This window comes from Mesorhizobium sp. BHbdii (assembly GCF_053848045.1).
In genome coordinates, this window is the sequence record NZ_JBSPKX010000001.1 from 1,045,139 (window position 1) to 1,057,432 (window position 12,294).

The following is a 12,294-nucleotide window of genomic DNA, read 5'->3' on the forward strand; positions in this document are numbered from 1 at the left end:
GGAAAGGGCAGCCCTTCCTATCGAATCACGACCTGTCTCTTATCTGGGTCATCGTGCGGGTTGGCGTGATGGCCTCGGGGTCGAGCCTGATCTCGACAATCGACGGCTTGCCGCTGGCACGCGCGCGTTCGAAGGCCGGCGCGAAATCGGCCGTCTTCTCGACCGTTTCGCCATGGCCGCCATAGGCGCGGGCCAAAGCCGCAAAGTCGGGATTTCGCAGATCGGTGGCGACGACGCGGCCCGGATACTCGCGCTCCTGATGCATGCGGATGGTGCCGTAGATGCCGTTGTTGACGATGACGACGATGATCGGCAGATCGTATTGCACGGCGGTGGCGAACTCCTGCCCGTTCATCAGGAAGCAGCCGTCGCCGGCAAAGGCTATCACATCGCGCTCGGGGAACAATTCCTTGGCTGCGACCGCAGCCGGCGTGCCGTAGCCCATCGAGCCGGAGGTGGGGGCGGCCTGCGTGGCAAAGCGCCGGGAACGGTGGAAACGGTGCACCCAGGTGGCGTAGTTGCCGGCGCCGTTGGTGAGGATCGCATCGTCGGGCAGCATTTTTTCGAGATAGTTCATGATCGGTCCCATCTGGACGGTGCCAGGACCACTTTCGGGTGGTGTCGACCAGTCGAGATAGGCGGCGTGCAGCTTCGGTGTTTCATCCGCCCAGACCGGCGTGGCGGCTGGCTTGCGCCCGGCGAAGGCTTCGACGAACGCGGAAGGCGAGGCGTTGATCGCCAGCGTCGGCCGATAGACACGGCCGAGCTCGCCGGCATCGGCATGGACATGGACCAGCGTCTGGTCGGGGTAGGGGCTCTTAAGCAGCGTGTAGTCGGAGGACGGCATCTCGCCCATGCGGCCGCCGATCAGCAGCACGGCGTCGGCCTGCTTGATCGCGGTGGCCAGCTTCGGGTTGATGCCAATGCCCACATCGCCGGCATAGTTCGGGTGGAGATGATCGAACAGCATCTGGCGGCGGAAGGAGCAGCCGACTGGCAGCGACCAGGCTTCGGCGATCGTCCGCATCCGCGCGACGGCCTCCGCATCCCAGCGCGTGCCGCCTAGGATAACGAAAGGGCGCTGCGCCTTATTGAGGAGCTTTTCGAGAGCATCGAGCTCGGCCTCGCCCGGCCGCGTTTCGACCGGCGTGTGGGGCAGGGCTTCTGGCGCCTCGGCAAGGCTGGTCAGCATGTCTTCCGGCAGCGAGATGACGACCGGGCCGGGGCGGCCGGACGTCGCCACCGCGAAGGCGCGCGTGACGAATTCGGGAATGCGCGAGGCATCGTCGATCTCGACCACCCATTTGGCGATATCGCCGAAGAACCTGACATAGTCGACCTCTTGAAAAGCCTCGCGCCCCTTGGCATGGCTGGCGACCTGGCCGATGAACAGGATGACGGGAACCGAATCCTGCATGGCGATGTGGATGCCGGCCGAGGCGTTGGTGGCGCCGGGTCCGCGGGTGACGAAGCAGATGCCGGGCTTGCCGGTCAGGCGGCCATGGCAGTCGGCCATCATTGCAGCACCGCCTTCCTGGCGGCAGACGATGGTGCGGATCGTCGAATCGTGCAGCGCGTCGAGCACCGCAAGATAGGATTCCCCGGGCACGCAATAGATGCGGTCGGTGCCGTTGGCTTCGAGCGCATCGACGATCAGTTGTCCGCCGGTCTTCATTTTCCTGACCTCTCCAGTTCGGCAAGGATTTCTTCGGTGTGTTCGCCGAGACGCGGCGAGGGCCGCTCATAGACGAGCGGCGTGCCCGACATGACCATCGGCGCGCGCACCGAGGGCAAGAGATTGCCGTAGCCGTCGTCGAGGTCGAGCCGCATGCCGCGCGCGATGGTCTGCGGGTCGGCGAACATCTGCCCGATCGTGTTGATCGGGCTGGCAGGCACACTTGCCGCCTCCAGTTTAGCCAGCAGCGGATCGCGATCGAAGGTTTTCAGCGCCTCGATTATATGCTCGCGCAGCTTCGCCCGGTTGGCGACCCGGGCGGGATTGGTGGCGAAATCGGGGTTCGATTGCAGATCGTCCAAGCCGATGGCCGCGCAGAATTTAGCGAACTGGCCGTCATTGCCGATCGCCAGGATGATATGGCCGTCCTTCACCGGCACCACTTCGTAAGGCGCAATGTTCATATGCGCGTTGCCCATCTGCACCGGCGATTTTCCGGAGACCAGATAATTGAGGTTCTGGTTGCCGAGCGCCGAGATCTGGGTGTCGTAGAGCGCCATGTCGATATGCTGGCCTTCGCCGGTCGTCTCGGCATGGCGAAGTGCGGCCTGGATGGCAATCACCGAATACAAGCCGGTGAAAATGTCGGAGACGGCGACACCGGCCTTTTGCGGCTCGCGGCCGGCCTCGCCGGTGATCGACATCATGCCGGCCATGCCCTGGATGATGAAGTCATAGCCGGCGCGCGGCGCATAGGGCCCGTCCTGGCCGAAGCCGGTGATCGAGCAATAGATCAGCCGCGGGTTTATTGCCCTGAGGCTCTCATAGTCGAGGCCGTATTTCTTCAGCCCGCCGACCTTGAAGTTTTCGATCAGAACGTCCGATGTGGCGACCAGCCGGCGCACTGTCTCGGCGCCCTCGGGCGTCGAGAAATCGATGGCGATGGAGCGCTTGCCGCGATTGCAGGAATGATAGTAGGCGGCCGAGAGGTTTTCGCCGTCATGGCTCATGACGAAGGGCGGACCCCATTTGCGGGTGTCGTCGCCGCCATCCGGGCTCTCGACCTTGATGACGTCGGCGCCGAGATCGGCAAGCAGCTGCCCCGCCCACGGTCCGGCCAAGATGCGGGCGAGTTCGATTACGCGGACACCTTTCAGCGGAGGCTCAGTCATGGATCACCGTGATTGATCGGAAACGCAGCCTGTATCAATCCCGCGTGATGCTGTCACGGTTCTTGCAATGGGCCAAACCCGATCTTGTCGATGTCGATCATGGTTGTTTCAGCACGCTGTCGGCCCATGCGGCGAAATCGTCCGTGATTTTATCTCGATTCACCTCGTTCAGACTTTCGTGGCGGGTCTCGGCGTAAACCTTTGAAACGAGATTCGAAAAACCCATTCTGTGCAGGCGGCCAGCGAGATGGCTGACCGCCCTGCCGCCGTCGGTGGCGGGGTCCTTTTCGCCGCCGACCAGGCAGATCGGCAGGGCCTTGCGGACACCGGAAAAATTAGTGTCGTCGGCACCGTCGAAGACGAACCCGAACAGGTCGCGCCACATCGACACGGAGGCATCCCAACCGCATAGCGGATCGGCGATATACTTGTCGACTTCGGCTGCGTCGCGCGACAGCCAGTCGAACGGCGTGCGGTGATCGGGGACGGCTTTGCCCCAGGCCTGGAAGGTCAGTCGCGGCAGCATACGCGACGGCATGTCGGAGCCGAGCCGGAATTTTTCCCAGGCCAGGATGATTTGCGCGGCACGGCTGGCGAGCCCGGCGGAAAAATTAGCGTTCCAGATGGCGGCGGCGTGCAGGCGGCTCGAATGATGAAGCATGAAATTCAGCGCGACGAGGCCGCCCATGGAATGGCCGAAGGCGATGACGGGCAGGCCGGGGTGGTCGCCGGCGATCAGGTCGTGCACAGCCGCAACATCGGCGACGACCTTGGCGCCGCCGTGTTTTTGAGCGAACCTGCCGAGTGGGGCATCGGGGGCCTTGGTTGCGCCATGGCCGCGATGATCATGGGCGTAGACATGGAAGCCGCGCTCACCCAGAAAGGTAGCGAAGCGGACATAGCGCGCGGCGTGTTCGGCCAGCCCGTGATTAATCTGGACGACCGCGCGCGGGCGGCCCTCGGCACGTTTCACATAAAGGTTGAGCTCGGCGCCGGTCGGCGATCGGAGCACGCGCTGCTGGCTGAATGACATTGTCGCTTCGTCTCCAACGCGTCTTTCACGCCTGCGGACGTTTGTGTGCGCCGACGCCGGTTTTGCGTCAATCCGTTGGTCTTGTTTTCCGCAGTGCTGTTCTTGCGTCGCAACGCGGTATCGCAATTCTGACATGGAGAATTTGATACCAAGAGAGGGCGGCAGTCTGTTGCCGCAGCATTTTTCCCCGGGGTACTTTCATGCATACGCGGACAGGTCTGGTTTTCGAATTCGCGCTTGTCGCCGCGTTGCTAACGGGTGCTGCTCGGGCCGAGGTGAAGATGAGCGGCTCCTTCGTGGCCGACGCCACCTGTCCAGCGACACAGGCCATCAAGAACGGCAAGAATCCCGGCAATATCGCGACCGATGCGGGACAGAGCTATGAGCTGCTGGCTGGCAACAAGGATGCTCCCACGCACTATCTGATCCGCGTGCCGGGGGCCGATCCGGAGCGCCGCTGGGTGAGGATCGACTGCGGCCATGTTTCGGGTGGCAGCGCATCCACGGAACCGGCAGCACCCGCGCCGGTCGACCGGGAGAAGTCCGCTGCGCCGATCTCGGGAAGGCCCGAATATGTCCTCGCGCTGAGCTGGCAGCCGGCGTTTTGCGAAACCAAGCCCAGCGAGACCGAATGCAAGGCGCAGACCGCGGCCGGTTTCGAAGCGAGGCATTTCACCTTGCATGGGCTGTGGCCGCAGCCGAACGGAAATTTCTATTGCGAGGTGGCAGCGGCCGACAGGGCGAACGACAATCCGGCGCACTGGCGGGACCTGCCGCCGGTCGAGCTCGAGCCGAACACGCGGTCGGAGCTCGATCAGGTGATGCCAGGCACCGCATCTGATCTCGACAGGCATGAGTGGATCAAGCATGGTACCTGTTACGGCAAGAGCCAGCAGGAGTATTTTTCCGATGCGCTGAACCTGACGCGCGCGGTGAATGCTTCACCGGTGCGTGATCTTTTCACACAAAACGTTGGCCGGGATCTGACCTCCGACCAGATCCGCAGCGCCTTCGATAGTGCTTTCGGTCCCGGCGCGGGCGAGCGGGTTCGCGTCTCCTGTCTGAACGACCATTCGAGCGGCAGGCGGCTGATCGGCGAACTGACGCTCGGCCTGGCCGGCCCGATCGGTCCAAACCCTTCGCTCAGTGAGCTGTTGCTGGCATCGGTGCCGACGAACAATGCCGGCTGTCCGAAAGGCACCGTCGATCCCATCGAGTTCCAGTGACACGCCGAGCCGGTCTGGATGCTATGCGCCGATGCCGCGTCCTGATCTGGTCGACGCGGTGAGGCTGTCAGCCTCGTGGCCGCCCGGTTCGCTGACGACGCGGTCGCGTCCGGTCGATTTGGCTTTGTAGAGGCGCTGATCGGCCAGCGCAAAAACATCGGCAAGGCAGCGGGTCGACTCGCTGACAGTGGAGATGCCGGCGCTGACGGTGATATCGAACCGGCTCGTGCTTGCGGATGCCTTGACCGAGTGCCTGATGCTTTCGCCAAGCAGCCTGGCGACCGAATGCGAACGTGAGCAGAGGATGGCGAATTCCTCGCCGCCAATTCTGAACACCTGATCCTCTGGACCGACAATCTCGCCAAGCAGGGCGGCGACGGATTTCAGCACCTTGTCGCCCTCGGCGTGGCCGAAGCGGTCGTTGATCGATTTGAAGTGGTCGACATCGATGACCAAGAGGCTGAGCGGCTTGGCCGTCCGCAGGCTGGCCGCAACAGCGGCTTCGCCGTCGCTGTCGAAGCGTCCCCTGTGCAGCAGACCGGTGAGGCCGTCGCGGCCGACATGCTCGACCAGCGCCTCATAGCGCTCGCGATAGGTCAACGTGTCGAAGATGTCGGATAGTCCACGCGGCGCCGGGATCTGCCGCGCCTCGAACCATCTGATATAAGCGACCAGCATGATGCTGTAGGCAAGCGCCGCCCCCATCTTGGCGAACCAGCCGCCGAAGAAAACCGCGATCGGCGCACCGGTGACGAAGTGCAGCGCGGTGAAAAATCCAGCCTGGTCGAAAGTGAGCACGCAAGCGACGGAGATCAGGATGCGAGAGAACAGCGCCTTGCGGAGATAACGCCCGAGCTTTTCGTAAAGCAGGATGATCAGGATGGCGTCGAGGAAGAGCAGCGTCGTGCCCCACACCATCAGCCAGCCCATCTGGTCGATGAAGCCGATGTCGGGACGTCTGCCGTTGGGAAGCGGTGCGATCTCGTGCAGGCGCAGGACCAGCACAAGCCCGATCATCAGGGCATTGCCGAGCAGCAGGCCGTAGATCGGCTGCCGGACGGTTGCCGCGTCCTCCTTGATGTAGAGCAGCAGCAGCATCACCAGCTTGCCGGAAAACAGCACCGCGGACCCGGGCGAAACCATGCCGAACGGCAGCGCGACATAGAAGACGCTGGCGAGGTAGGTTTCGAGAAAATGCATGACGCCGAGGGCGCAGACAAACACGCCGAGGCCGATGCGGTGCCTGAAACGGAAAAGCGTGACCATGACGCCGAAGTAGAGAACCGCTTCGGCAAGGAGCAGGAAACTGTTCAGCAACGCCGTCGATCCGATCTTTCTCTGCAGAAATCGCGGCTTGCCGGCGATTCCCCATCCAACACCTTTCTGACGCGGAATGGTTAACCGCAGATTTCGCCGGACTGTCCAGCGAACCGAAAGCGGCGCCAGTTCAATGAGCGTCTTCGGCCCGAATGCAGGCGTGGGGCGCCAAAACAGTTTGCCGTTCGGCGCGGCATCGCCTACATAGCGCCCAACTTCCATTCAATCCGACATTACAGTCGACTTTTCAGGGAAAGCGCGCGTGGCACGCCAGTTCATCTATCACATGGCCGGCCTCAACAAGGCCTATGGCACCAAGAAGGTGCTCGAGAACATCCACCTCTCCTTCTACCCGGACGCGAAGATCGGCATCCTCGGGCCGAACGGCGCGGGCAAGTCGACCATCCTCAAGATCATGGCCGGCATCGACAAGGAGTGGAGCGGCGAGGCGTGGCTGGCCGAAGGCGCCACCGTCGGCTACCTGGCGCAAGAGCCGGCACTCGATCCGAGCAAGACTGTGTTCGAGAACGTCATGGAAGGCGTCGCCGCCAAGACCGCGATCATCGAGCGCTACAACGAATTGATGATGAACTATTCCGACGAGACGGCCGACGAGTCGGCCAAGCTCCAGGACGAGATGGACCGGCTGAACCTGTGGGATCTCGAACAGCAGGTCGAAATGGCGATGGAAGCGCTGGGCTGCCCGCCCAAGGAAGCCGACGTCACCAAGCTGTCGGGCGGCGAGCGCCGGCGCGTCGCGCTATGCCAGCTCCTGCTGCGCCAGCCCGACCTCCTGCTGCTCGACGAGCCGACCAACCATCTCGACGCCGAGACGACGGCCTGGCTGGAAAAGCATCTGCGCGCCTATCCGGGCGCGGTGATGATCATCACCCACGATCGCTACTTCCTCGACAATGTCACCGGCTGGATCCTGGAGCTCGATCGCGGCCGTGGTATTCCCTATGAGGGCAACTACACCAAATATCTCGAAGCCAAAGCCAAGCGGCTCAAGCAGGAAGGCCGTGAGGACGACGCGCGCCAGCGGGCGATCGGCCGCGAGCGCGAGTGGATCCAGTCCAGCCCAAAAGCCCGGCAGACCAAGTCGAAAGCGCGCATCCAGGCGTTCCAGGATCTGCTGGATGCGGCCGACAAGCGGCGCCCGACCGACTCGCAGATTGTCATTCCGCATGGCGAGCGGCTCGGCAATGTGGTGATCGAGGTCGAGGGCCTGTCGAAGGGCTTTGGCGACACGCTGTTGATCGATGATCTCGAATTCAAGCTGCCGCCCGGCGGCATCGTCGGCGTCATCGGCCCGAACGGCGCCGGCAAGACGACGCTGTTTCGCATGATCACCGGCCAGGAAAAGCCGGATGCCGGCACGATCCGCGTCGGCGAGACGGTCAAGCTCGGTTACGTCGATCAGAGCCGCGACGCACTCGACCCAACCAAGACCGTGTGGGAAGAAATCTCGGGCGGCGCCGAGGTGGTCAAGCTTGGCAAGTTCGAGGCCAACACCCGCGCCTATTGCGCGTCGTTCAATTTCCGTGGCGGCGATCAGCAGCAGAAGGTCGGCAATTTGTCCGGCGGCCAGCGCAACCGTGTGCACCTGGCCAAGATGCTGAAGACCGGTGGCAATGTGCTGCTGCTCGACGAACCGACCAACGATCTCGATACGGAAACGCTGGCGGCACTCGAAGACGCGCTGGAAAACTTCGCCGGCTGCGCCGTCATCATCTCGCACGACCGCATGTTCCTCGACCGGTTGGCGACGCATATCCTTGCCTTCGAGGGCGACAGCCATGTCGAATGGTTCGAGGGCAATTTCGAGGATTACGAGCAGGACAAGATCCGCCGGCTCGGCCCTGACGCCGTCAACCCGCACCGCATGACGTACAAGCGGCTGACGCGATAGGGTTCTTATTTTAGGGCGACGAATTCTCAAGTGATCTGAGGAGCTGAAATGGCCGACTGGTCCGCCGCCCAATATCTCAAATTCGAGGACGAGCGCACGCGGCCGTCGCGCGATCTCGTCGCGCAGGTGCCGGTGGAGGCACCGCGCCGGGTGGTCGACATCGGCTGCGGGCCGGGCAATTCCACCGAATTGCTGGTCGAGCGCTGGCCGAGCGCGCAGGTCAGCGGTTTCGACACCTCGCCTGACATGATCGACAAGGCGAGGGCACGCTTGCCTGATGTAACCTTCGAGTTGGCCGATGCGGCGGCGTGGCAGCCGGCGGAGCCTGTCGACGTGATCTTCGCCAACGCAGTGTTCCAGTGGCTGCCGGAGCATCCGGCGATCTTCCAGCGGCTGATGGGATTTTTGGCGCCGGGCGGCGCGCTTGCCGTGCAGATGCCCGACAATATGAGCGAGCCCTCGCACCGGCTGATGCGGGAGACGGCGGCCGAAATGCCGTTTGCCGAAAAGCTCGCGGGTGCTGCGCGCGGGCCGCTGCCGCCGGTGTCGTTCTACTACGATCTTTTGTCGCCGTGCTCTGACCGGCTCGACATCTGGCACACCGCCTACAATCATCCGCTGGCCGGTGCCGAAGCAATCGTCGAGTGGCTGAAGTCGACCGGGCTGAAGCCGTTCCTCGATCCGCTCGACGAGGCCGAGCGCCGGCTTTTTCTCACGCGCTACATAGCCAGGATAGCCGAGGCCTATCCGAACACGGCGAACGGCAAGGTGCTGCTGCGTTTCCCGCGCCTGTTCATCGTTGCGCGGCGATCCGCTTAGAAACAGAGCCACGCCGAGAGGCAGTGCCTGGCGGCGCTTGACCCGGTTTCACCACAATGCGCATTTCAGCCACGCAAGGTCGTGGTCTTTTGTCTCAGGCACTTGATTTAAGCCGGCGTAAACGCCCACCAGGTAGGAAAAACAGTTGCGCCCAGTCTTCGCGGCGCCCACATCAAGCCGCAACGCTGCGCATGGGGACGAACTGAAAAATGCATCGCGTCATCATCAGCGGCATCGGCGTTGAAATCCCCGAGCCTTCAATCACCAATGAAGAACTGGTCGACAGCTTCAATGCCTGGGTCGACATGGAGAATGTCCGCCGCGAAGCTTCGGGCGAGACACTGCTGCAGAAGTCGGACAGTGCCTTCATCGTCCATGCTTCGGGCGTGCAGACCCGCCATGTGATCGAGCGCGAAGGCATTCTCGACCCGACCCGCATGACGCCGCGCATTCCGGCGCGGCCGGACGATGCGCTGTCGCTGGAGGCCGAGTTCGGCATCGCGTCCGCCAGGAAAGCGCTCGACCATGCCGGCCTGGAGCCTGGGGATATCGACCTGGTGATCTGCTCGGCCTCGCATCACCAGCGGCCCTATCCGGCGATCGCCATCGAGATGCAGCAGGCGATGGGCACGAAGGGCGCTGGTTTCGATATGGGCCTTGGCTGCTCATCGGCGGCGGCGGCATTGCACATTGCGGTCAATCTGGTACGGGCCGGCGCACACAGGCGCGTGCTGGTCACGACGCCCGAGATCATCACCGGCCATCTCAATTTCCGCGACCGGCAGACGCATTTCATCTTCGGCGATGCTTCTGTCTCGATGATCGTCGAGGGGCTTGCCCAGGGCGACAAGCGGCCGGGACGCTTTGAGGTGCTCGACACGCGGACCTGGACGCAGATGTCCAACAACATTCGCACCAATCTCGGCTATTACACGCGCACCGCCCAGGACGATCCATATATGATCAATCTGGAAGGCAATCTGATCAAGCAGGTCGGCAACAAGGTGTTCAAGGAAGTCACCGTCGCCGGGCACAAGTTCATCGTCGAGTTCCTGGCCGAGCACGGGCTGACGCCGCAGGCGATCCGGCGCTTCTGGCTGCATCAGGCCAATGCCCGGATGAACGCCATGATCCTGAAGCTGTCGTTCGGCCACGAGGTCGGCCATGACCGTGCGCCGATGGTGCTGGAGCGCCTCGGCAATACCGCAGGCGCAGGCTCGATCGTCGCCCTGTCGGAGAACCACGCCGACATGAAGGCCGGCGACTATGGCCTGCTCTGCGCCTTCGGCGCCGGCTATTCGATTGGCGGGGCGCTATTGCGCATGCTCTGATTTGTCTTGGCGCGAACGGCACCAGCATTAGCGGGCGCCGGTTTGTAATCGCATCAGTCTGCTTGATTGGAGCATCAGTGCTTTAGACTGGACCTGGTGAGCTCACTGCGGCTAATTGCCTGGCATCACGCACGGAGCGAAGTCTTATGCTGGATCTCTTTCCCGAGACCGAAAACCCGGTCGAAATCATCCCGGCGCGGAAGCTTGCCGCGCAGGTGGCCGCGCTTTACGTCGCGCCATCAGATCATTTCGAGACACGCGCGGTGGAGGAATTGCGGCTCGGCTTCAACGGCATCGACGGCGATTTCCACGCTGGCGCGACGCGGCGCTCGGGCGGGCGCGAGCCCTGGTATCCACGCGGCACCGAGATGCGCAACGAGCGGCAGCTGTCGATCGTGGCGGCGGACGAGCTGGCGATCGTCGCCCAGCGGATGGGCATCGCCGATATCAAGCCGGAGTGGATCGGCGCCAATCTCTTGATCGACGGCCTGCCCCATCTCTCGATGCTGCCGTCCGGCACGCTGCTGTTCTTCAAGGGCGGCGTCACCATCAAGGTCGACGCGCAGAACGGGCCTTGCCGCATCGCCGGGCGATCGGTCGCCGAAAATGCCGGAATGGCCGACCACGAGGGCGGCGCTTTGCTGTTCCCGAAGGCGGCAAAGCGGTTGCGCGGCCTCGTCGCCTGGGTCGAAAGACCAGGCCGCATCACGACCGGCGAGGAGATTTCGGTGCGTGTGCCCGAGCAGTGGATTTACCGCGCGTAGCCACGCTTAGGTCAGGGATAGCGCACCAAGCTGGACCAGGCCGGGTCCTCGTGCTTTTGCCAATAGATCGCCGTGAGGCGCCTGGTAATCGCGCCGACCTTACCGTCCGCGACCGGAATACCGTCGATCATCGTCACCGGCATGATGCCGCCGGCAGTCGAGGTGATGAAGACCTCGTCGGCCTGACGCAGCGCAGCGACGCTGATATCGGCCGCTGTGACGGCAAGCCCGGCCTCCGCGCAGAGATCGAAGACGGTGCGGCGGGTGATGCCGGGCAGCACGCCGACAGCCGGGGTCGACAGTTTACCGTCGTCCACGCAAAAGACGTTGAAGCCGGGGCCTTCCGCGACATTGCCGTTGAAATCGAGGACCAGCGCGGTCTCGGCGCCGCGCTCATAGGCGTCGTAGAGGCCTCGCACCAGATCAAGCCAATGATAGTTCTTGATCGCCGGGTCGATCGAAGCCGGTGGGATGCGCACCTTGTCGCTGATCGCCACATGCAGGCCGCGCTGCAATTGTTCGGCATTGGCAACCGAGCCGAAGGGAACGGCGAAAGCCATGAAGCGGTTGACCGCGTCGCGCGGGTCGCGGCTGAAGGTCGGCGAGGCGCCGCGCGTGCACAGCATCTCGACATAAGCGGCGCGATGACCCGACAGCGCCACGCAATTGTGGAGGATTTCGGCCACACCTTCGCGGTCGAACGGAATCGTCATGCACAGCTTTTCCAGCCCACCAAAGAAGCGATCGAGATGCAGGTCGAGGCGGAAGAAGCGGCCATCCCAGACATGCGCCGTGTCGTAGGTGGCGTCGGAATGCAGGAAGCCCCAATCCAGCACCGAGATCTTGGCTTGCGACATCGGCAGGTATTGCCCGTCCAGGAAGGCAACGCCTTCCGGATAGGAGTGCGGGTCTATGTGATGGGCGGAGAGCGAGGGCAGTGGTTTAGTGTGCCGATCGGCCGGCTTGCTCATCACGTCCTCCGTCAGATCGTTTTTCGCCGATCAGATGGCGGGATAGAGCCGCAGAGTACAAGACACAGGCTGGG

General features: G+C 63.1%; 10 protein-coding genes. 5 read left to right on the top strand and 5 right to left on the bottom strand.

From position 1 onward, the window contains the following. Positions 1-25 precede the first annotated feature (25 nt). The 3 genes from ACWTU8_RS05105 to ACWTU8_RS05115 all read right to left on the bottom strand — a co-directional run bounded on the left by ACWTU8_RS05105 (position 26) and on the right by ACWTU8_RS05115 (position 3,880). Positions 26-1,675 (bottom strand): thiamine pyrophosphate-binding protein, encoded by a 1,650-nt coding sequence (locus ACWTU8_RS05105; RefSeq protein ID WP_455847282.1) that lies wholly within the window; start codon positions 1,673-1,675, stop codon positions 26-28. Next, positions 1,672-2,847: a CaiB/BaiF CoA transferase family protein gene (locus ACWTU8_RS05110; protein ID WP_455847283.1), complete on the bottom strand. Its 1,176-nt coding sequence runs from the start codon at positions 2,845-2,847 to the stop codon at positions 1,672-1,674. Before ACWTU8_RS05110 ends, ACWTU8_RS05105 begins: the two co-directional genes overlap by 4 nt. 97 nt (positions 2,848-2,944) lie before the next feature. After that, on the bottom strand, positions 2,945-3,880 hold the full coding sequence (locus ACWTU8_RS05115) for an alpha/beta fold hydrolase (protein ID WP_455847284.1): 936 nt from the start codon (positions 3,878-3,880) through the stop codon (positions 2,945-2,947). Between the two features lie 200 nt (positions 3,881-4,080). Here ACWTU8_RS05115 and ACWTU8_RS05120 point away from each other — a divergent pair, with 200 nt between their 5' ends. After that, a complete protein-coding gene (locus tag ACWTU8_RS05120) occupies positions 4,081-5,106 on the top strand; it encodes a ribonuclease T2 family protein (protein ID WP_455847285.1) in 1,026 nt (341 codons plus the stop codon). A 21-nt stretch (positions 5,107-5,127) separates the two neighbouring features. Here the strand turns inward: ACWTU8_RS05120 and ACWTU8_RS05125 are convergent, their stop codons facing one another. After that, a complete protein-coding gene (locus ACWTU8_RS05125; protein ID WP_455847286.1) occupies positions 5,128-6,423 on the bottom strand; it encodes a diguanylate cyclase in 1,296 nt (431 codons plus the stop codon). Positions 6,424-6,685: 262 nt separating this feature from the next. Between ACWTU8_RS05125 and ettA the strand changes: the two genes are divergently transcribed. From ettA to ACWTU8_RS05145, 4 genes are all read left to right on the top strand, one after another. Continuing rightward, positions 6,686-8,335: an energy-dependent translational throttle protein EttA gene (gene ettA, locus ACWTU8_RS05130; protein ID WP_287093410.1), complete on the top strand. Its 1,650-nt coding sequence runs from the start codon at positions 6,686-6,688 to the stop codon at positions 8,333-8,335. 48 nt (positions 8,336-8,383) lie between these two features. Then, positions 8,384-9,154, top strand: coding sequence for a trans-aconitate 2-methyltransferase (gene tam / locus ACWTU8_RS05135; protein WP_455841310.1), 771 nt, complete (start codon positions 8,384-8,386; stop codon positions 9,152-9,154). A gap of 209 nt (positions 9,155-9,363) precedes the next feature. After that, positions 9,364-10,485: a beta-ketoacyl-ACP synthase III gene (locus tag ACWTU8_RS05140; RefSeq protein ID WP_455847287.1), complete on the top strand. Its 1,122-nt coding sequence runs from the start codon at positions 9,364-9,366 to the stop codon at positions 10,483-10,485. A gap of 146 nt (positions 10,486-10,631) precedes the next feature. Then, a complete protein-coding gene (locus tag ACWTU8_RS05145; protein WP_455847288.1) occupies positions 10,632-11,249 on the top strand; it encodes an MOSC domain-containing protein in 618 nt (205 codons plus the stop codon). A gap of 11 nt (positions 11,250-11,260) precedes the next feature. Here ACWTU8_RS05145 and ACWTU8_RS05150 read toward each other — a convergent pair whose 3' ends face one another. After that, a complete protein-coding gene (locus ACWTU8_RS05150) occupies positions 11,261-12,220 on the bottom strand; it encodes a D-amino acid aminotransferase (RefSeq protein ID WP_455847289.1) in 960 nt (319 codons plus the stop codon). Between the last annotated feature and the right edge of the window lie 74 nt (positions 12,221-12,294).